General features: G+C 57.1%; 18 protein-coding genes. 12 read left to right on the top strand and 6 right to left on the bottom strand.

Features of this window, described 5'->3' with window-relative positions; genetic code table 11:
• Nucleotides 1–146 precede the first annotated feature (146 nt).
• From ACR0L9_RS12130 to ACR0L9_RS12150, 5 genes are read left to right on the top strand one after another with little or no spacing between them, the layout of a single operon-like run.
• Nucleotides 147–1,475, top strand: a complete 1,329-nt coding sequence (locus ACR0L9_RS12130; protein ID WP_480895749.1) for an NAD(P)/FAD-dependent oxidoreductase — start codon at nucleotides 147–149, stop codon at nucleotides 1,473–1,475.
• Nucleotides 1,432–1,971 carry a hypothetical protein gene (locus tag ACR0L9_RS12135; protein ID WP_170515239.1) on the top strand — a complete coding sequence of 180 codons (540 nt, stop codon included), beginning with the start codon at nucleotides 1,432–1,434 and terminating at the stop codon, nucleotides 1,969–1,971. The genes ACR0L9_RS12130 and ACR0L9_RS12135 overlap by 44 nt, the downstream gene beginning before the upstream one ends.
• The gene (locus ACR0L9_RS12140; protein WP_480895750.1) at nucleotides 1,971–3,194 is read left to right on the top strand and encodes an MFS transporter; all 1,224 of its coding nucleotides are present in this window, start codon (nucleotides 1,971–1,973) and stop codon (nucleotides 3,192–3,194) included. Before ACR0L9_RS12135 ends, ACR0L9_RS12140 begins: the two co-directional genes overlap by 1 nt.
• Nucleotides 3,191–3,808: a DUF3833 domain-containing protein gene (locus tag ACR0L9_RS12145; protein WP_170426000.1), complete on the top strand. Its 618-nt coding sequence runs from the start codon at nucleotides 3,191–3,193 to the stop codon at nucleotides 3,806–3,808. Before ACR0L9_RS12140 ends, ACR0L9_RS12145 begins: the two co-directional genes overlap by 4 nt.
• Nucleotides 3,805–4,347, top strand: coding sequence for a DUF3833 domain-containing protein (locus ACR0L9_RS12150; RefSeq protein ID WP_480895751.1), 543 nt, complete (start codon nucleotides 3,805–3,807; stop codon nucleotides 4,345–4,347). The genes ACR0L9_RS12145 and ACR0L9_RS12150 overlap by 4 nt, the downstream gene beginning before the upstream one ends.
• A gap of 36 nt (nucleotides 4,348–4,383) precedes the next feature.
• Here ACR0L9_RS12150 and ACR0L9_RS12155 read toward each other — a convergent pair whose 3' ends face one another.
• The 3 genes from ACR0L9_RS12155 to ACR0L9_RS12165 form a co-directional block, all read right to left on the bottom strand.
• Nucleotides 4,384–5,172 (bottom strand): ATP-binding cassette domain-containing protein, encoded by a 789-nt coding sequence (locus ACR0L9_RS12155; RefSeq protein ID WP_170395006.1) that lies wholly within the window; start codon nucleotides 5,170–5,172, stop codon nucleotides 4,384–4,386.
• A gap of 1 nt (nucleotide 5,173) precedes the next feature.
• Complete coding sequence (locus ACR0L9_RS12160) at nucleotides 5,174–6,298, bottom strand: ABC transporter permease (protein ID WP_170408588.1); 1,125 nt, start codon at nucleotides 6,296–6,298, stop codon at nucleotides 5,174–5,176.
• An 87-nt stretch (nucleotides 6,299–6,385) separates the two neighbouring features.
• Nucleotides 6,386–7,336, bottom strand: a complete 951-nt coding sequence (locus ACR0L9_RS12165) for a sugar ABC transporter substrate-binding protein (RefSeq protein ID WP_170395010.1) — start codon at nucleotides 7,334–7,336, stop codon at nucleotides 6,386–6,388.
• A gap of 187 nt (nucleotides 7,337–7,523) precedes the next feature.
• Here ACR0L9_RS12165 and ACR0L9_RS12170 point away from each other — a divergent pair, with 187 nt between their 5' ends.
• Nucleotides 7,524–8,528, top strand: a complete 1,005-nt coding sequence (locus ACR0L9_RS12170) for a LacI family DNA-binding transcriptional regulator (protein WP_170395012.1) — start codon at nucleotides 7,524–7,526, stop codon at nucleotides 8,526–8,528.
• Here the strand turns inward: ACR0L9_RS12170 and ACR0L9_RS12175 are convergent.
• From ACR0L9_RS12175 to ACR0L9_RS12185, 3 genes are read right to left on the bottom strand one after another with little or no spacing between them, the layout of a single operon-like run.
• Nucleotides 8,525–9,658: a Gfo/Idh/MocA family protein gene (locus tag ACR0L9_RS12175; RefSeq protein WP_480895752.1), complete on the bottom strand. Its 1,134-nt coding sequence runs from the start codon at nucleotides 9,656–9,658 to the stop codon at nucleotides 8,525–8,527. The two genes, ACR0L9_RS12170 and ACR0L9_RS12175, sit on opposite strands and share 4 nt — an antisense overlap.
• 13 nt (nucleotides 9,659–9,671) lie before the next feature.
• On the bottom strand, nucleotides 9,672–10,565 hold the full coding sequence (locus ACR0L9_RS12180; protein ID WP_170515248.1) for a sugar phosphate isomerase/epimerase family protein: 894 nt from the start codon (nucleotides 10,563–10,565) through the stop codon (nucleotides 9,672–9,674).
• A gap of 19 nt (nucleotides 10,566–10,584) precedes the next feature.
• Nucleotides 10,585–11,688: a Gfo/Idh/MocA family protein gene (locus ACR0L9_RS12185; protein WP_170395018.1), complete on the bottom strand. Its 1,104-nt coding sequence runs from the start codon at nucleotides 11,686–11,688 to the stop codon at nucleotides 10,585–10,587.
• 129 nt (nucleotides 11,689–11,817) lie between these two features.
• Here ACR0L9_RS12185 and iolD point away from each other — a divergent pair, with 129 nt between their 5' ends.
• From iolD to iolG, 6 genes are read left to right on the top strand one after another with little or no spacing between them, the layout of a single operon-like run.
• On the top strand, nucleotides 11,818–13,686 hold the full coding sequence (gene iolD, locus ACR0L9_RS12190) for a 3D-(3,5/4)-trihydroxycyclohexane-1,2-dione acylhydrolase (decyclizing) (protein WP_480895753.1): 1,869 nt from the start codon (nucleotides 11,818–11,820) through the stop codon (nucleotides 13,684–13,686).
• Nucleotides 13,686–14,525 carry a phytanoyl-CoA dioxygenase family protein gene (locus ACR0L9_RS12195; RefSeq protein WP_480895754.1) on the top strand — a complete coding sequence of 280 codons (840 nt, stop codon included), beginning with the start codon at nucleotides 13,686–13,688 and terminating at the stop codon, nucleotides 14,523–14,525. The genes iolD and ACR0L9_RS12195 overlap by 1 nt, the downstream gene beginning before the upstream one ends.
• Nucleotides 14,522–15,499, top strand: a complete 978-nt coding sequence (gene iolC / locus ACR0L9_RS12200; RefSeq protein WP_480895755.1) for a 5-dehydro-2-deoxygluconokinase — start codon at nucleotides 14,522–14,524, stop codon at nucleotides 15,497–15,499. The genes ACR0L9_RS12195 and iolC overlap by 4 nt, the downstream gene beginning before the upstream one ends.
• 12 nt (nucleotides 15,500–15,511) lie before the next feature.
• On the top strand, nucleotides 15,512–16,369 hold the full coding sequence (locus ACR0L9_RS12205) for a 5-deoxy-glucuronate isomerase (protein WP_170395026.1): 858 nt from the start codon (nucleotides 15,512–15,514) through the stop codon (nucleotides 16,367–16,369).
• Nucleotides 16,366–17,196 carry a class II fructose-bisphosphate aldolase gene (locus ACR0L9_RS12210; RefSeq protein ID WP_170408596.1) on the top strand — a complete coding sequence of 277 codons (831 nt, stop codon included), beginning with the start codon at nucleotides 16,366–16,368 and terminating at the stop codon, nucleotides 17,194–17,196. Before ACR0L9_RS12205 ends, ACR0L9_RS12210 begins: the two co-directional genes overlap by 4 nt.
• 1 nt (nucleotide 17,197) lies before the next feature.
• Nucleotides 17,198–18,187 (top strand): inositol 2-dehydrogenase, encoded by a 990-nt coding sequence (gene iolG / locus ACR0L9_RS12215; RefSeq protein WP_480895756.1) that lies wholly within the window; start codon nucleotides 17,198–17,200, stop codon nucleotides 18,185–18,187.
• The last annotated feature ends 1,431 nt before the right edge of the window (nucleotides 18,188–19,618 follow it).

Raw genomic sequence — 19,618 nt, forward strand, 5'->3', positions numbered from 1 at the left:
TGACAGCAGCAATGGATCACGCCCAGCGCTCGTAGCATTCGGCCAGATAACACTACATAGCGCGTCGGAAAAAAACTTCTAACTCGGTTGATCCAAAGGCTCATTCCCTGCGTATCTTGTTGTAAATACCGAATAACGAGGATGGAATGTTCGACGAAACCCGGGGCGTACGCAAGAAAATCGCAGTCATAGGCGCAGGCATTTCAGGTCTCTCCGCAGCTTATTACCTTTCCGAAGACAACGATATAACCGTGTTCGAGGCTGAACCTCGACTGGGCGGCCACGCCCGCACGGTGATGGCCGGAAAGAACGGAGATCAGCCGGTAGATACCGGTTTCATCGTCTTCAACTATGTCACATACCCCTATTTGACCCGGCTGTTTGATGAGCTGAACGTGCCAGTTACCAAAAGTGAGATGAGCTTTGGCGCAACTATCGACAATGGCCGCATCGAATATGGGTTGAACAATCTGCGCACTTTGACCGCGCAGAAACGCAACCTCGCGCGTCCAGCCTATTACAAGATGATCGCCGATATCCTGCGGTTTGGCAAAGAGGCCCCCGAAGCCGCGCAGGACGACGACACCACGATCGGTGAGCTTGTGGATCAACTGCGTCTCGGCCACTGGTTCCGGCACAATTATCTGATGCCGATGTGCGGCGCGATCTGGTCAACTCCGGTCGAGTTCGTCGATCAGTTCCCAGCCCGCTCGCTGGTGCAGTTCTTCCGCAATCACGCGCTGCTGGCCTCGGGCCGTGCCAATCAGCACCAGTGGTACACCGTGAAAGGCGGCAGCATCGAATATGTCCGCCGGATCGAAACTGCGCTACGTGCGCGCGGTGCTGACATCAGACTGTCCGCACCCGTGCAGCGGATCGAGCGGCATGATCTGGGCGTCACCGTCCATGCAGGAGGTGAGGCCGCTCTGTTTGACGAAATCATACTGGCAACCCATTCCGATCAGTCTCTCGCCATCTTGGGTGATGCAGCGACCGAAGCGGAAAAAGCGGCGCTCGGTGCGATTAGATATCAACCGAACAAAGCTATCCTGCACTGTGATCCCCGCCAAATGCCCAGGCGGCGTGCTTGCTGGTCCAGTTGGACCTATCGATCGCAAAAGGGCAATGTTGGGGTCACATATTGGATGAATCGGCTTCAGAATATCCCCGACAGTGACCCACTGTTTGTGACCCTGAACGCCGCATCAGACATTCCCGCGGACAAAATCTATGACGAGGTCGAGTTCGCCCATCCGGTGTTCGACAAAGCCGCCCTGCGCGCGCAAGGGCAAATCCGCGAGATGCAGGGACAGAACCGAACCTGGTTTGCCGGGGCGTATAACCGGCATGGTTTCCACGAAGACGGGATTGCCAGCGCAATGCATGTTGTCGAGCGCCTCACCGCCATCCCGCAGAGCATCGGAGCTGACAATGGTATCCCTGAAACGGACCTCGCTGTTTCGGCCAGCGTATAGAACCTGTTGCGCTGCGCTGCTGTCACTGGCGCTGATGGTCCCCGGCGGACTGGCGGCTTCGCCTTTGTCGGATGCAATCAAAGATCCTAAGCTGCGCGGCGCCGGGACATTCCGTTTTCTGGGGCTGCCGCTCTATGACGCCAAGCTTTACACGCCCGGCGGTGCCGCATTCAGCTGGAACGAGAATTTCGGCCTACAATTGACCTATCGAAAAAACCTGAAACAAAAAGCGCTGGTCGAGTCGACACTGGAAGAGATGGCCCGACAAGGCAATTCTGCGCCGACGGAAGCCCAATTGCAGGGCTGTTTTCAGGCGGTCAGCAAAGGCGATAGCTATCTGGCCATCGCGCAAGGCCCCAACAGCGTCAGCTTCTGGCGCAACGGAAGCAAAACCTGCACCCTGACAAATCCGGGTATCACACGCAGCTTCATGTCAATTTTTCTGGGTAACAATACACGATCCGCCTCGTTCACACAGCAGTTGAAGGGGCAGTGATGCTGTACCCGCGTGTCAGCCTCTATGCGCTGATGCTTGCTGCAGCAGGTATCCCGCTTTACATCCACCTGCCGCGCTTTGCAGCCGTGAATCTCGGTATCGGGCTGGGGGTCATTGGCACCATTCTGCTGGTCATTCGGCTGGTCGATCTGGTGCAAGATCCACTGATTGGCTGGGCCATTGATCGCTGGCCCGGTGGGCAAATGTTGTTTGCCGCCGCCTCTGCGCTGGGTCTGGCGATTGGATTCCCATTGCTGTTTGGTTTGCCAGAAGGGGCAAGTATCGCCGCATTAGTGTCTATTCTGATCCTGTTATTCTCGGCCTACAGCCTCGGGACCATCTTGCTTTATGGCCGCAGCGCCACGCTGGCGAAACAGGCTAGCGCGAAGGAACTGATGACACTAGCCGCCTTCCGCGAAGGCGGACAACTGACCGGAGTTATCATAGCAGCCGCAGCACCCGCTGTGTTCGTGGCGCTTGGCGCAGCCGCGCAAGGGTATCCGGCCTTTGGAGTGTTTCTCGGGCTTCTGAGCGTTGTGACTCTGGCTGTTACTCTGCCAATGTGGCGACGCACGCCGATCACCGGTCAAGGGCTGTCCTTTGCAGGCCTAGGACAGGCAGGGGCTTTACGTCTGCTTGCCCTTGCGTTGGTCAACAGCCTGCCCGTCGCCATCACCTCGACCCTGTTTCTGTTTTTTGTTGAAGATCGGCTGCAACTGCCAGGCAAAGCGGGGCCATTGCTGATCCTGTTCTTCCTCAGCGCCGGGCTCAGCGTTCCGTTCTGGGCCAGGCTCAGCAACCGAATTGGCCCGAAACAGACTCTGATGATCGCCATGCCGCTGGCCATTCTCGGCTTTGTCGGGGCCGCTCTTCTAGCCCCTGGGAATCTCATCGGTTTCGCCATCATATGCCTCGCATCCGGCGCGGCGCTTGGGGCGGACATGGTTGTCCTGCCCGCTATGTTCTCGGTCGTTCTGACCCGGGCCGGGCTGAACGCATCTGCTGCGTTCGGCATCTGGTCTTTCGCAGGTAAGCTGGGTCTAGCTCTGGCCGCCTTTTTCACACTGCCGCTACTGGAACGCAGCGGCTTTACACCTGGACAGGCCAATTCTGCCGAGGCTTTGAATACACTCACCCTCGCCTATGCGGTGCTGCCCTGCATCTTGAAACTCGGAGCGTTTGGCATGGTCCTGACTCTCCCGACAGAGGTCTCTGCCAAATGAAAACGCTCCTGATCTGTCTGCTTGCGATTTTTGCGCTGTTTGCTGTGAAGAACCGGTTCCTCAGTTTCCGCTCGCAATCACCCTCCGACTACAGCGGAACCGGGCCTGAGTTTTCGCTGAAGAAGAACCTGAATGGAGAGATCCTGTCGGAAGGGCTGATCTATGGCCCCAACGGCAAGATGTCGAACAGCTTTGTCGCGCGTATGGTCGGCGAATGGGATGGCAACACCGGTACGCTTTCCGAGTATTTCACCTATTCCAACGGCAAACAGATGACCCGCAAATGGCATCTGACGTTAGGCACGGGTAACACATTCACCGCAACAGCGGACGATATAGTCGGCGAGGGCAAAGGCGTGATTTCAGGCTCAACCGTCAAGCTGACCTATCGCATCATCCTGCCCGAGGACGCGGGCGGGCATACACTGGATGTGACCGACTGGATGTATCTGACGGAGAACGGTGTAATCATGAACCGGTCCGAGATGCGAAAATTCGGGATCAAGGTGGCCGAGCTGGTCGCCACGATGCGCCCTGCGCCTGAAGTGAAATCCACCCATCTGCATGGCGCAAACGGCCACGATGCAGACTCTGAGCTGAGGGTTTTGCAATGATCCCCCGCCGTACCCTTATTGCAGGTGTCGCGATCGCGGGGTTGGCCATCCTCGCCGCATGCTCGGCCAAACCGCGTATACCAAAAACGTTTCTGTCAGATCGTCAACTGAACCTTGAAGAGTTCTTCGAAGGTAGGACTGTCGCTTATGGTCAGTTTCAGGATGTACTAGGTAATGTCCCGCGTCGCTTCCAGGTCGATATTGACGGCACATGGGACGGAGAGACTCTGACGCTTGTCGAAGATTTCGTCTATGACGATGGTGCGACCGAACAACGGATCTGGACCCTGACCAAGACCGGCGATGACACTTGGACCGGCACCGCTCCCGGTGTGCTGGGCACAGCCAGTGGGGTCGAAAGGGGCGATACGTTTAACTGGAAGTACAAAATCGACCTGCCCGTCAAAGACGGCACCATGCGTGTCAATTTCGATGACTGGATGTGGTTGTTGTCGGATGACCGGTTATTGAACCGAGCCTATGTTTCGCGTTTTGGCGTAAGGCTGGGTGAGGTCATATTGTACTTCGAGAAGAAGTAGTCACCCCGCCAGCACAGCCAGCGGGGCAAAAATGTATCAGACGGTTCCGCCCAGACTGCCTTCAAGCTCGACCATCTCCTGACCACCGGCCATTAGGTCCTGCAGCTCTTCCGGGGTGATCTGACCGCGCTGCGCCGTACCCAGCGTCTGCCCGCGATTGAGAACCGTGAACCTGTCACCAACCGCCAGTGCATGGCGGACGTTGTGAGTAATGAAGACCACCGCGATCCCCTGCTTGCGCACCTTGTCGATGGTCGCCAGAACGTTGGCTGTTTGGCGCACCCCAAGGGCCGAGGTCGGTTCATCCAAGATCAGAACCTTCGCGCCGAAATGCACCGCCCGCGCGATGGCGACGGTCTGGCGTTCACCACCTGACAGCGTGCCCACCGCCTGATCAGGGCCGCGCAGGTTGATCCCCATTTTCTTCATCTCTTCCATCGTGACCTTGTTGGCATAGTCATGATCAAAAAAGTGAAGAGGTCCGACCTTCTTTACCGGCTCATTGCCCATGAAGAAGTTGCGCGAGACCGACATCAACGGGATCATGGCCAGATGCTGGTGCACGGTTGCGATCCCGGCCTCGATGGCATCACGCGGGTCGGCGAAATGCATGGGGTGGCCTTCGAACAGAATCTCTCCATGCGTAGGCTGGTGCACGCCCGACATGGTTTTGATGAAGGTCGACTTGCCAGCACCGTTGTCGCCGAGAAGGCAGTGGCATTCACCGGGGAACACGTCCACCGAGACACCCGCCAGCGCGATCACGCTGCCGAAGTGCTTTTCGATGTTTTTCATCTGGATGATGGGTTCATGTTCGGGATTCATATCAACGCTCTCCCGTGATGATGCGGCGAATATAGGTGTTGAGGATCACCGCCCCCAGCAGGATCACCCCAAGGAAGACCCGGAACAGCGAGCTTTCGACACCGGCAAAGAACAACCCCTGTTGCACCACCCCAAAGATCAGCGCGCCCAGCGCTGCGCCCAGTACCGAGCCGTATCCTCCGGTCAGAAGCGCGCCGCCGATGACCACGGCGATGATCGCCTCGAACTCTTTCAGCAAACCCCGGTCAGCACCAGCCGATCCGAACTCCATCACCTGACAGACGGCAAAGACGGTGGCGCAGAAGGCCGTGAACATAAACATCAGAATCTTGACCCGGTTCACAGGCACACCCGAGTTGCGCGCCGCCTCAGCATCCCCGCCCGAGGCGAAGATCCAGTTGCCGAACCGCGTTTTGGTCAGCAGCACGTGTCCAAAGATGATCAGTGCGATCGCCCAGACGATCAGCATTGGAATACCATCCACAACTGGCTGACCGGCGCGGGTGCCACGCTCGAATACGGCGATAATCCCGGCATCCCCGAGCCATTGGAACAATCCCTGCAAAATTTTACCACCAAAGATCGGCGCCAGCCAATCGCCTTCGGCTGCGTCTTTCACACCGCCGATAATAGTTTTGCGCTCGATCACCTGCGGCAGGAAGATTGTAAAGCCGCGCAAAATGAACAGAAAGGCCAGCGTTACGATAAAGCTGGGCAAACCAGTCCGGATCACGATCCAACCGTTCAGCGCGCCGATTGCCACCGCCATTGCAAACGTGACGAGAATCGCCATCCAGACCGGCCACGCCAGCGTGACCGAAAAAATTGCGATCATCATGCCCGAAAAGCCAATCATCGACCCGACTGACAGGTCAAACTCACCGGCAATCATCAGAAGGCACGCACCTACGGCGATGATCATGAACTGCGCCGAGACAACCGACCAGTTCATCATGCCCTGTGCGTTGAACATGCCGCTGTCAAAAGCGAACAAAAGAAAGAAGGTGAAGACGGCAACGGTGCCAACCATCCCGCCGAGTTCAGGCCGGATCAAGGCCTTGCGCAGCGGCGATATTTCTTTAATCCGTTCGTCGGTTACAGCCGTGTTTTGAGCAGACTCGCTCATTAGAACGCCCCTCCGAGTTAAGCAGTGATTTTGCGTCAGATAGTTGTTGGCGGGCGCCGCTTTGGCGGGGCACCCGCGCTGTAAGAATCAGCGGTACTCGCCAGCAAATTCTTCGATCTTGGTCAGACCATCAGCAGTTACGAAGCCGGGACCCGAATTGATGTTGTTGCCCGGCAAAACGCCATAGCGGTGGTAGTTGGTCATCACAACAACCGGCAGGTAAGCCTGCAGGAAGGGCTGCTGATCAATTCCCCACTGGATCACGCCAGACTTGATGCCTTTGACAATCTCACCACCCAGATCGAAGGTGCCGAAATAGATGTCACCGGCCATACCATTTTCTTCCAGCGCCAGAATTGTCGGATCAGCCGAGGTTGGACCCAGTGTCAGAACCGCATCAGTATCCGGGTTCGCCGACAGATAGGCCAGCACGCGGTTCTTGATCTCGGCTGGGTCCTGACCGGCGTCGATCATCTGATCCCCCAGTTCAATGCCCAGGCCGTCTGCAAAGCCCTGACAACGTTCCTGGCTTGAGGGCTGAACGATATAGTGGTTCACACAAAGGAACGAGCCGATGCCGTCACCCTTGGCGCGCTGGCCTGCAGCAAATCCGGCATCATATTCGGGCTGACCCACATACATCAGGGCACCAACTTCCCGTGCCTGATCCGGCGTACCAGTGTTCATGATGATGACATCAACGCCCGCATCGACCGCTGATTTGATCGGTCCGCTCAGCACATCATAATCCGCCAACGTGGTAATGATCCCGTTCGGACCCGAAGCAGCCGCCTGATCGATAATCCGCGCCATATCAGCAAGGTCGCCAGTGGGCGGATTGCGGTATTCGACTTCGACACCCATCTGGTCGCCTGCCAGCGCGATGCCGTTCTTGATCGTGTTCCACCAGCTATCGCTGTCTGGCGCGTGGCTGACCAGAATGTATTTCTCACCTTCCGCCGCAGCGCCCGTGGCTGCGATCAGAGGCGTCGCAGCTACCGCCGCCGCCAGCGCCAACTTCTTCGTCAGTGAAGTCATGATGTCCTCCCAAAACTCATGTTATCGCGGATTGAGGCAGTCCTTCGCACCTCTCCGACTCGAGTTAGAGCATATCTGTCAAAATTTTGCAACCGGTTGCAAACGGTGTCAGATGTGTTTCATACTGTATCTGCCAAAGAATACAGGTAAAAGGACTGCCACTAAACGCAGGAAGGTCAGACGGATCATGGCTGTCACATTGAAAGAGGTTGCAGAACGCGCCGGCGTTTCACGCTCGGCGGTGTCGCGCACTTTCACCGATGGGGCCTCGGTTTCCGACAAGATGCGCCGAAAAGTCGAGAAGGCCGCGCGTGAGCTGGGATACAGCCCAAATGCACTGGCTTCATCTCTGACCACAGGCCGAACTAAGCTGATCGGGCTGGTCTCGAACAACTTCCACAACCCGATATTTCTTGAAGTTTTCGACCTCTTTACCAGGGGGCTGCAGGACCGAGGCCTGCGCCCGTTGCTGGTGAATCTGACCGACGAGGTTGAACCCGAAAATTCGGTACGAATGCTGCGCCAGTATTCGGTCGATGGCGTTGTCGTAGCGTCGTCGACCTTGCCGCCCGGCTTCGCAAAAGCGTTTCGGGATGCCGGCGTACCAGTGGTGCACAGCTTTGGCCGGTCATCCTCTTCACCGCAGGTTCATGTGGTCGGGATTGACAATGTGGAATGCGGACGCATGGCGGCCCGCGAGCTGGTCGCGCGTGGTTATACGAAAGTAGCCTTTCTAGGCGGGCCCGAAGCGGCGACCTCGACCCAGGATCGCCATGCAGGCTTCATGTCAGAGATGGCCCGGCATCCTAGCATTGATGTGACCTGCTCGTTTGCTGAGGCTTACTCATTCGATGCAGGTCGTCAGGAAATGCTACGCTTGCTGCAATCTGAGCGGGCTGATGCCTATTTCTGCGGTGATGACGTGTTGTCCATCGGGGTGTTGTCCGCAATTCTGGATAGTGGCCTAAAGGTGCCCGAAGACATCGGCATCATCGGCCTGAACGACATGGAAATGGCACGGTGGGAGAATATTGATCTCACCACCATCCATCAGCCGATCCGGCAAATCGTGAGCTCTTCGATCGAGCTGATGGTGGCAACCCTGAACGAACCCGACCGATATCCGGAGGCGCGGATATTCCCATGTTCGGTGGTGGAACGGGGCACATTGCGCCCCGTATCTGAGAGTTAACGAAACATCGGTGGCCGGGCATCCATCCACGCGCTGCCCTGTTTCGCCGACTCGACCGCTGTATGCACAGCCGCCATCGACCGCACGCCGTCTGCCGCATTGGGCAAGCCGTCGCGGGTTTCCCCGGCAATTGCATCTGCGAGATCGCAATAGATATTCGCAACCGCCAACGGGAACCCTTCGGGATGCGCAATCGCCACCCGGCTGAGACGTTGCGCGTCTTCATGCAGCCCGCCTTCGCCTTTTTCTATGATCTGCAGGCGACCACCAACAGGCGTGTAGATAAGCTGGTTCGGCTGCTCCGACGCCCATCGCAGACCGCCGGTTTCTCCGAACACCTGAATGTCGAACCCGTGCTGCCGACCGATGGCGACCGAAGAGGTCCACAACCGGCCAACAGCGCCTTTTGTCGTGCGGAAGTTGACCATGGCATCATCTTCAAGTTCACGGCTGCCAATGGTTGAAGCAAAATCTGCAGAGAGGGTCTCAACCTCATCATCCGCAATGAATCCGGCCATATGCATCGCGTGGATACCGCAATCAGCGAACTGCCCGGAAACACCCGCCATCGCGGGATCATAGCGCCAGCGCACGCGTGGATTGTCAGCATCGGTGGCGTCTCCGTGATGGCCGTGGCTGAAATTGGTAACGACCAGACGGACCTTGCCGATCTCACCTGCGCGCACCATCGCACGAGCCTGACGCACCATCGGATAAGCCGAGTAACAGTAGTTTACCGCGCAAATCTTTCCTGATTTCTCTGCGACTTTGACAATCTCTTCGCCCTCTTCCACCGTCATGGTCATGGGCTTCTCGCACAGCACGTTGAACCCGGCCTCAAGGTACGCTTTGGTGATCTCGAAATGCGTCGCATTTGGAGTGGCTACAGTGACCAGATCAATCCGATCCTCGCGCCCGCGCTCACCTTCCAGCATCTGGGTCCAGTCGCCGTAGGCTCGGTCTGCCGCGATACCCAATCGTTGGGCGTATTCGCGACCAATGTCAGGCCTGTGATCCAGCGCTCCGGCGGTGAATTGGAAATGCCCGTCCGCCAGCGCCCCCAACCGGTGCGCCGGTCCGATCTGGCTGCCTTCGCCGCCTCCGATCATGCCCCATTTCAGCTTGGTCATGGTCTGGACCTCCTTAACTGAAACCAATTGATTCAAGGTATTCACGATTCTTCCGCGCGTCCCCCACAGGATCAGGGTCGAGCGTTGGGTCGCAATCCTGCTCGACCGTGCACCATCCTGTGAAACCAGCGTCCAGCAGCACCTGGCGAACGGTCGGAAAGTCCACGTCGCCGTCGCCCAGATTGCAGAAAATCCCCTGCCCGCAAGCATCATAGAAGCCCGTCCGATTGGCAATTACATCCGCTTTCACTGTCGGAGAGATATCCTTGAAGTGCATGTACGAGATCCGATCAACGTAGCGCTTCATGAAGCCGACCGGATCGAACCCGGCATAAGAGTGATGCCCCGTATCGAAGCAAATTTTAAGAAGGCTTTCATCGACCTCGTCCAGCAAACGGATAAGTTCAGGTTCAAAGTCCATGAAGCCCGCAGCATGAGCGTGCATCCCAACGGTCAGCCCGTATTCCTCGGACCCGATCCGCGCGCTTTCAGAAATCCGATCCCGGAACGCCGTCCACTCGGCCTTGTCCATCTGCTCAGCCTCATCGGCGCGACCAGCGGTTGGCGCGCGGCGGGGTGAGATCGCATCGATCAGCACCATGTGCTGCGCCCCATGCGCTTTCAATGCGCGAGCGGTGCGGTGGGTGGCGTCCAGCACGTCTTCCCACGCGTCGGGGTCGTGATAGTTGCGGAACACAACGCCGCCGATCAGTTCAAGATCATGCTCGGCCAGCGCATCGGCCAGCACCGCAGGGTCTTCGGGCATGAAACCCACCGGGCCGAGTTCGATACCCTTATACCCGGCCGCAGCGCATTCGCTGAGAACGGTTTTCCAATGCGGATTGCGCGGGTCCTGCGCAAATTCCACGCCCCAGGAACAGGGCGCATTGCCAATTCTGATGCTCATCTTGTCTTGTCTCCGATGCTCAGAAATCTTCGATATTTTTCCAGCTTTCATCCGCTGACGATGCCAATGCCGCAGCGACGACCCGGTTGACCTCATGCCCGTCGTGGAAGGTCGGCCAGACCGGTTTACCTGTCTCGATCGCGCGCAGGAAATCTCGCGCCTCGATGATGATCTGATCCTGATAGCCCGTGCCATGGCCCGGCCCTTGACAGAACGGCTCATAGTCCGGGTGCGCAGGGCCGGTCAGGATCTTGCGAAAGCCACGCTCAGCTTCGGGACCCTCCATACGGTAGAGCCACAAAACGTTCTGGTCTTCCTGATCAAAGCGGATCGCACCCTTGGTGCCACTGATCTCATAGGCATAGCCCATCTTGCGCCCAGTCGCGATTCGACTGATATAGATCGATCCCATTGCTCCGTTCGCGAACCGCACCATCATCTGAGCGTGGTCGTCATTGTCAACTTCGCCACCCGGGCGGCTATTGTGCACGGTTTCGACCTCGGCCATCACGCGTGAAATCGGGCCGATCAAAGCCAGTGCGGCATTGATCATATGAGGCGCAAGATCACCCATCGTTCCGTTCGACATTCCTGTTGTACGCCAGGTTGCCGGGGCTTGAGGGTGCGCGTAGAAATCTTCGGTATGCTCACCCCGAAACCATGTGATGTCGCCGATCTCTCCTTCGGCTATCAGAGCGCGAGCGTATTGGCTGGCCGGGGTGCGGATATAGTTGAAACCAACCATGTTGGCCAAGCCCGAGGCCTCGGCCGCTGCTGACATCGCCGCACCATCCTCCAGCGACGCGCCCAAAGGCTTTTCACACAGCACAGGTTTGCCCAGCGCAAACGCTGCCTGAGCGATCTCGCGATGTGTTTCCGGAGGCGTGGCGATCACAACGGCCTCGACCTTCGGGTCGTTCACCAACACACGCCAGTCATCCGTCGAGCGCGCGAATCCATAGGCCTGACGATACCGCTCAGCGCTTTCCGGTGACGAGGCGCACACCATCTCTAACCGTGGTCGCAAGGCCGTGTTGAACACCGCCCCAACCGAGGACATGGCGACCGCATGAGCCTTGCCCATATATCCGCCGCCTAGAATGCCAATGCCGATCTCTGCCATTCCGACGTCCTCCCTCGCTTTTTCTTGAAAACCATTTGCAACCGGTTGCAAAACTTGTATCGTGAGAATAGGACTCTCGCAAGCTGCATTCGGCACTGCATCATAATTTTCCTAAAGGAGCCCGCAGACATGTCCGCGCAACACGAAACTGTTTACCTGACAACGGCGCAGGCGATCATTCGCTGGCTGTCGAACCAGTTTATAGAGATCGATGGTCAGGAATATCGCCTATGTGGCGGGGGCTTCGGGATTTTTGGTCATGGCAATGTGACCTGCCTGGGCGAGGCACTGAATACTGTCCGGGATGAGCTGCCGTTGTATCGCGGACAGAATGAACAGAGCATGGGATTCGCCGCCGCAGGCTATGCCAAGCAGTGGCTGCGTCAGCGATTCATGTTCTGCACCGCTAGCGCAGGCCCCGGCACTGCGAATCTGTTGACTGCTGCTGGACTGGCCCATGCGAACCGGCTGCCAATGCTGATGTTGTGCGGGGACACGTTCATCACCCGCTTACCGGATCCGGTTCTGCAGCAGATGGAGAACTACTATGACCCGACGTTTGGTGTGAATGACGCCTTCAAACCGGTCAGCCGCTATTGGGATCGCATCACGCATCCGGCACAGGTCATTCAATCTCTGCCCGCCGCTATAGCGACAATGCTGGACCCGGGCGATTGCGGGCCGGCGTTCCTCGGGTTGCCACAGGATGTGCAGGGTTGGACCTATGATTACCCGGTGAAGTTCTTTGAGAAAAAAGTGCATCGCATTCGTCGCCAATCTCCCGATGCGGATGAAATCGCCGATGCCGCTACCGCGTTGGCAAGCGCGAAACGCCCGATGATCATCGCGGGTGGGGGCGTGCAGTATTCCAAAGCCGTGACCGAGCTGACCGAATTCGCCGAAAAGCTTCAGATCCCGGTCGTCGAAACCATCGCGGGCCGCGCCAATATGCTGGCGACCCACCCGCTGAACATTGGCCCGATCGGCGTCACTGGATCGGACAGTGCCAACGCAATTGCGGAGCAAGCCGATGTGATCGTCGCTGTTGGCACGCGGCTGCAGGATTTTACCACCGGATCGTGGACCGCCTTTGCCAAAGACGCTCAGTTCATCTCGATCAATGCTGCGCGGCATGATGCGGGTAAGCACATGTCCTTACCAGTTGTTGGGGATGCCAAGCTTTCAATTCAGGCTCTAACACAGGCAATTGACTACACGGCTGCATCCGATTGGGTTTCACTGGCGCAAGACGAGCGCCGCAATTGGGATGCTTACGTGGCTGAGAATGTGTCTTACGGGAACCGTCCAAATTCCTATGCTCAGGCCATCGGCGTTGTGAACGAACTCTGTGACTCGCGTGACCGCGTGGTCGCCGCTGCCGGAGGTCTGCCCGCTGAAGTCACCGCCAACTGGCGCACGCTGGATATTGGCACCGTTGATGTTGAGTTCGGATTCTCCTGCATGGGCTATGAGATCGCAGGCGCTTGGGGGGCGCGCATTGCCCAATCTGAGCGTGAGCCGGATAAGGACACGATTACGTTTTGCGGTGATGGCTCATATCTGATGCTGAACTCGGACATCTATTCCTCGGTTCTGAGCCGCAAAAAGATGATTGTTCTGGTGCTGGACAATGGCGGTTTTGCAGTCATCAACAAGCTGCAGAACAACACAGGCAACGAAAGCTTCAACAACCTGCTGGAAGACTGCCCTACCATCCCCGAAGCCTTTGGCGTTGATTTCGCGGCCCACGCGGCCTCGATGGGGGCCACCAGCGAAAAGGTCGCGAACCCGGCAGAACTGGCCGAAGCGTTCAAGCGCGCCAAGGCCAGCGATAAGACTTATGTGATTGTGATGAACGTGGACGCCTATGAAGGCTGGACCACTGAAGGCCATGCATGGTGGGAGGTTGGAACGCCCCACACTTCGGCTGACGAAAGGGTTCGTGACGCCCATGTCGAATGGGAATCGACCCGCGAAAAACAACGCAAGGGCATCTGATGAAACGGTTCAAGGTAGAAACGGCTGACCCAGACGTCATTGTGGATGAATTGCTGAACGGTGATGGAGTCGTCGCAATCTCGGGCCTTTTCACCCCTGAAGAGATCGCCGAGGCACGTGCCATCGTCATGGCCGAATCCGAAACGGCGGCCGAGAAAGTGACCCATTTCCAAGGCGCTGCGGAAGAGGATGGCAAACTGAACCTGCAGCGGCGGGTCTGGAATCTGTTGGCCAAGGGCGACGTGTTTTCACGCATGGCTGCGCATCCGGTTCTGATGAAGATCCTCCGCAAGTTTCTGGGGACCGAGTTCATCATGGGCTCGATCGCTGCCAATCGCATCCTGCCGGGCGGGCCGGGGCAGGAGCCGCATGTCGACTATCCCTATTGGGACTTTCACAGCCCCGAAACGCATCCCGTCGGTCTGAATGGATCATTTCCAATGAATGCACAGGTCTCGGTTTTGCTGGACCCGTTCACCAAGGAAAGCGGCGCGACCGGCTATGTACCCGGATCGCAGAAAGAGCTTCGTTATCCCACGCCCGAAGACAAGTTCTATGACAAATGCGAGCAGATGACCGGTGAGCCTGGCGATGTTGCTCTGTTCTATGGCGTAACGTGGCATTGCGCGATGCCGAACAAAGCGGATCACGACCGCAGCGCGATCCTGATCCAGTATCTGCCCAAATGGGTTAAACCGATGGAAGATATGCCCGCTGCGCTACCGCAGGATTTCCTTGATCAGGCAAGTCCCGATCTGCGGCAGTTGCTGGGCCTGAATTATCCCTACCCCGAGGTGCTGGATGCCGCGCGGGCAGGCAATACCGAGGGGCGCACGTGACTCTGATCGAAGGTATAAAAGGTAACCGCTTTGCCGTGTTCGGCAGGGCCGGAATGGACATGTTTGCGGATCCGGTCGGAACCAAAAGCGAAGACGCACAGGTGTTTCGCGCCGATCTGGGCGGATCAAGCGCCAATATCTGCGCCGGACTGGTGAAGCTGGGATCGCAAGCGGCGCTGGTCACCTCGGTCTCGGATGATGCCGTGGGGCGGTTCTGTGTGAACCGGCTGCGGGACTATGGCGTTGAAACGAGATATGTCCGAGCTGTGGGTGGCGAGGCGCGTACGTCCTTGGCTGTCTACGAAAGTTGCATCGAAGACTTTCAGAATGTCATCTACCGCAACGGCGCCGCTGATTTCCAGGTAACCGAGGCGGATATGGATGAGGTCGACTACAGCGCCTTCTCAGCCCTGATCACGGCGGGCACGGTGTTTGCTGCGGAACCCTCACGCTCGGCCACCTTCCGCGCGTTTGAAAATGCGCGCGCCTCAGGCCTGCCGGTGATCTTCGACATCGATTACCGCCCCTATAGTTGGCCATCACCCGAAGTCGCCTCAGAGGTTCTGACCCGCGCAGGGAATGAAAGCGATCTGATCGTAGGCAATGATGAAGAGTTCGGCTTTATGGCGGGCGGCATCGAAAAAGGTTTAGACAAGGCCCGCGAATTGGCGGCCAACGGCAAGATGGTGATCTACAAGATGGGCCATGAGGGGGCCATTACGCTGGCAGACGGGCAAGAGGTCCGCACCGGCATCTACCCGGTTACCGCCGTGAAGCCCAACGGCGCAGGCGACAGTTTTCTGGCCGGACTGCTGGCCTCGACCGCTGCGGGGCATGACCTGCGCGATGCGGTGCTGCGCGGTTCGGCCTGCGCGTCGATCGTCGTGTCGAAACCCGGCTGCGCCGGGGCCATGCCGACGACGCCCGAACTTGACGAATTTCTGGCCCAACACCCGGGCCCAACCGATACCTGAAAGGAGCCGCAGATGCATATTGCGCCCCATGACAACCAGAACAAACCTATCGTCGATGCCGACCATGATCTGGTGCCGCTAAACTATTTCAACATCGTCAAACTGAAAAAGGGCGAGGTGTTCGAATATGCCGTACCGGGCTATGAGACCTGCATCGTGCCCGCCACCGGTACCGTGGATGTCGATGTGGACGGCGCGATCTATACCAACCTTGGCAACCGCACCATCGACGTCTGGGATGGCGAGCCCGAGGGCGTATACGTTCCCGTCGGCGCCAAGGTTCGAATAACCTGCATGACGGATGAAACCGAAACCTTCATCGCGGGCGCAAAATTCGACCGTGTGCTTGAACCCTTTGATGTCCGCGTACCCGAGCTGGATCTGGTGCAGTATGGATCGGACGACACCAAAACCCATCGAAAAATCAAACACATTCTGGGCGCGAACCATCACGACAAGGTCGGCCGCTTGCTGGTGTCTGAACTTTATACCGTGGGTCAGGGCGGCTGGTCCGGCTTTCCCAGCCACAAACATGACACCGACCGCAAAAGCGACGATGGCGAAATGATCGAAACCCGCCATGACGAAACCTATAATTTCCGCTTCCGGCCCAACTATGGTTCTGGCGTCCAGATGCTGCAGCGCGAAGACAACAAGCCGGGTGATGCCTATCACATCATGGATGGCTCGACGATCCTGCTGGACAAGGGCTATCACCCCTGCGCAGTTTTGCCGGGTTATGAAATGTACTATTTCACCATCCTCGGCGGGCTCAGTCAGCGCTCGCTGAAGCAGTATTTCCAACCGACCCATGCAGCCCAGCTGCATACGATCCCGGGCATTATGGACATGGTGGCCAAGTTCAAATGAGCCTTGTGACATTATCGGACGTGCTGCAACCCGCGCTGCGTGACGGCTATGCCGTGGCCGGGTTGGTGACGTTGGGCTGGGAGGATATGCGTGCCTACGTGGCCGCTGCAGAAGCCGAAGGCGTACCGATCATCCTGCAAGCCGGCCCATCATGCCGCGAACACACGCCGCTGCCGGTTCTGGGCAAGATGTTCCGCCATCTGGCCGAAGGGGCCAGTGTGCCTGTCGTGGCCCATCTGGACCATGGCTACACCCATGACGAATGCCACATCGCCATCGACAGCGGCTTCACCTCGGTCATGTTTGACGGATCGCGCAAGCCTTTGGAACAGAATATCGCCGAGACCGCTGCAATTGCCGAGATGGCCCATGCCGCTGGTGTCTCCTGCGAGGGGGAAATCGGTTTTGTCGGCTATTCGGGTGGTGAAGGTTCGGACGGAACCGACCCGGAGGAAGCCGCGCAATTCGCCCGAGAGACCGGCGTGGATGCAATGGCGATCTCGGTCGGCAACGTCCATTTGCAACAGAACAAAGAGGGCGGTCTGGATGAGGCCCGTATCCGCGCCATCGAAGCCGTGACCGATATACCTCTGGTAATCCATGGCGGCTCGGGCGTGCCGGTTGCGCAACGTGCTGCGCTGGCGCGCGGATCGAAAATCTGCAAATTTAACATCGGGACCGAGCTGCGAATGGCCTTTGGGAATGCCCTGCGAACGGCCGTGAATGCCGATCCGGACAGGTTCGACCGCGTTCAAATACTGAAAGATACACATGAACCGGTGGTCGAGGCGACGCGCCGAGTACTGAAAGCGTTCAAAGGGGCATGACATGCTGAATATTGGGCTATTGGGATGCGGGCGGATCGGTCAGGTTCATGCGCGCTCGATCGGGCAGATTGATAGCGCACGGGTGAGCGCAGTGGCGGACGCATTCACAGAACCGGCTCAGATGCTGGCCGACAAAACTGGCGCACAGATCCTGTCGGCGAACGAACTGATCGAAAGCAAAGATGTCGATGCTGTCGTCATCGGTACTCCGACCGACACCCATTACGATCTGATCCATAAAGCGGCGAATGCCGGCAAAGCGATCTTCTGCGAAAAGCCAGTGGACATGTCCGCTGACCGCATCCGCGATTGCATCAAAGTGGTCGAAGCCACCGGCGTGCCCTTCATGACGGCCTTCAACCGCCGCTTTGATCCGAGCTTTGCCAATATTCAATCCCGCATCGCCGAAGGTGAGATCGGCGCGGTCGAAATTGTCACCATTCTGTCCCGCGACCCCTCGCCGCCACCGATCAGCTATATCGAAAGCTCGGGTGGGTTGTTCCGCGATATGATGATTCATGACTTGGATATGGCACGTTTCTTGCTGGGCGAAGAACCTATCAGCGTTTACGCTGTTGGATCATCGCTCGTCGATCCCGAGATCGGCAAAGCCGGAGACATCGACACCGCAGCCGTAACCCTGACGACGGCCAGTGGCAAGATTTGCCAGATCTCCAACTCGCGCCGCGCCAGCTATGGCTATGATCAGCGCATCGAGGTGCATGGCGAGAAGGGCATGTTGCGGGCCGAAAACATGTTGGAGAATGTGGTTGAGGTCGCGACTCCGTCGGGTTTCCGCAAAGCCCCCGCCCAGCATTTCTTTCTTGAACGCTACGAAGGCGCCTATCAAGCCGAGATGGCCCATTTCATCGCCGCTGTGTCCGGATCAGGACAACTTGCACCAAGTATCATCGATGGGCTGCGGGCTCAGTTGCTGGCCGATGCGGCGGATGCGTCCTTGAAGCAGGGCAACGTTATCAGCCTCGTTTGAGGTTTTTGGGAAATCATCGAGGTTCAAGGTACGACGCGCCAAACTCGTACCCCCTCAAGAAATCATCAGACATCTTCTAGGCGCGCCGTATCGTTTTGGTATCTGGGCGAGATGTCCGGAATGTGTCTGAAAGATTAATTTTCCCAACTACGGGGAACCCCCAATATACGGGCCTACACGCATCGCATAACCTGAGCTCAACGGACCACTTTCACTGTTCCGTGTATCCCCTTCAGAGGGGTTGGCTCGACCCCCTCGCCAACCCCTCTGCTAGGTGGAATACGAGGCGACGCTTTCAATCTAATACCGCTACCGCGAGATTTGGACGAAGCGGGCTTGTTTTCGGGCCCTAGGCCTTTTCACTTTGGGCGACGACGGCGTCAACGATGAACGAAAAAGAAGTACATGGTGTTTCTTTAATTTTTTAGTTTCAATGTCTTACTACAAAGCCACCGACACCCCGAGAGAACAGTTGTCACGAGCGCGACAACATGCGCCTAAAGGCCCTACAACTTTGCGGTGCTACATTAGATCGCTGAAACAAGCGCATTCACGGCTCCGGCAAAACCAACCACTGCCACAACACTTGCCAAAATGACGCAAAGGATTTCCAACGCACTGAGTTTCATATCGGCCCCCACCGGAATGCTGCACCCGGCATAGAGCAAGTCTTGAAAGGCGAAAAGTGAGCTTATGCTTACGTTGCGGAAACTTGCTATCCAGGCAGCGCTTACTTGCTCAGATACCGCTCTCAGGACGTTAGTTGGGGTCGTTCTGATGGCATTTCTATCTTGACCTGTTGCACCTCTGCATCGCCGATTGCACATCATTCGGCGCGCAACGATCAATGGAAAGATACCTGAAACTGCGCCCATAGAATCTAATGGCGCTGTCGAAGTACACCATAACTATACCCAATTGCGCGATACAAAAGGTTTGAACGCGCATTATATCAACGCCACCGAAAATGCGCTTAATTCATTGGACGATCAGAAGACTGCTCGTGGGGCGGCATATCGAACTAGGTAACCCCCTCAAATCCAGTTGGAAAAACTAGAAAGTGCTAAAATAAAGACATGCCGCCCTCTGTGCCAAGATGGCATTATGGCAAAAATGTGTCCACGACTAAATTCGAAACTCTTAGTTCGCGAATTGGAAACAAGATGTTTGGGAAAGATCCTCGGGACTACGGAAAAACCTGCACTTCGAAAGCGTCCAGTGACGAAAGTTTGAATTTAACTGATAACTCTACTACATTGCTCACTCTTCTAAGAGGCATGCTGACAAGCGGATCGTCGTTGTCTTTTTGTCCATCTCAGTAGAGACTACGATACTTCGATCTTCATGTTATGAGCCTGGCGAGGTTTGATCGTTAAGCAATTGATCGGGGTGATCAATTGTAGTCTGCACGGGCTGCTCTGGGATTTTCTA

Source organism: Ruegeria sp. I3 (assembly GCF_056532525.1).

Bases quoted from the DNA above. Each gene is read 5' to 3' on its own strand.
- ACR0L9_RS12130 (WP_480895749.1), top strand. From the start codon at position 147: ATGTTCGACGAAACCCGGGGCGTACGCAAGAAAATCGCAGTCATAGGC.
- ACR0L9_RS12135 (WP_170515239.1), top strand. From the start codon at position 1,432: ATGGTATCCCTGAAACGGACCTCGCTGTTTCGGCCAGCGTATAGAACC.
- ACR0L9_RS12140 (WP_480895750.1), top strand. From the start codon at position 1,971: ATGCTGTACCCGCGTGTCAGCCTCTATGCGCTGATGCTTGCTGCAGCA.
- ACR0L9_RS12145 (WP_170426000.1), top strand. From the start codon at position 3,191: ATGAAAACGCTCCTGATCTGTCTGCTTGCGATTTTTGCGCTGTTTGCT.
- ACR0L9_RS12150 (WP_480895751.1), top strand. From the start codon at position 3,805: ATGATCCCCCGCCGTACCCTTATTGCAGGTGTCGCGATCGCGGGGTTG.
- ACR0L9_RS12155 (WP_170395006.1), bottom strand. From the start codon at position 5,172: ATGAATCCCGAACATGAACCCATCATCCAGATGAAAAACATCGAAAAG.
- ACR0L9_RS12160 (WP_170408588.1), bottom strand. From the start codon at position 6,298: ATGAGCGAGTCTGCTCAAAACACGGCTGTAACCGACGAACGGATTAAA.
- ACR0L9_RS12165 (WP_170395010.1), bottom strand. From the start codon at position 7,336: ATGACTTCACTGACGAAGAAGTTGGCGCTGGCGGCGGCGGTAGCTGCG.
- ACR0L9_RS12170 (WP_170395012.1), top strand. From the start codon at position 7,524: ATGGCTGTCACATTGAAAGAGGTTGCAGAACGCGCCGGCGTTTCACGC.
- ACR0L9_RS12175 (WP_480895752.1), bottom strand. From the start codon at position 9,658: ATGACCAAGCTGAAATGGGGCATGATCGGAGGCGGCGAAGGCAGCCAG.
- ACR0L9_RS12180 (WP_170515248.1), bottom strand. From the start codon at position 10,565: ATGAGCATCAGAATTGGCAATGCGCCCTGTTCCTGGGGCGTGGAATTT.
- ACR0L9_RS12185 (WP_170395018.1), bottom strand. From the start codon at position 11,688: ATGGCAGAGATCGGCATTGGCATTCTAGGCGGCGGATATATGGGCAAG.
- iolD (WP_480895753.1), top strand. From the start codon at position 11,818: ATGTCCGCGCAACACGAAACTGTTTACCTGACAACGGCGCAGGCGATC.
- ACR0L9_RS12195 (WP_480895754.1), top strand. From the start codon at position 13,686: ATGAAACGGTTCAAGGTAGAAACGGCTGACCCAGACGTCATTGTGGAT.
- ACR0L9_RS12205 (WP_170395026.1), top strand. From the start codon at position 15,512: ATGCATATTGCGCCCCATGACAACCAGAACAAACCTATCGTCGATGCC.
- ACR0L9_RS12210 (WP_170408596.1), top strand. From the start codon at position 16,366: ATGAGCCTTGTGACATTATCGGACGTGCTGCAACCCGCGCTGCGTGAC.
- iolG (WP_480895756.1), top strand. From the start codon at position 17,198: ATGCTGAATATTGGGCTATTGGGATGCGGGCGGATCGGTCAGGTTCAT.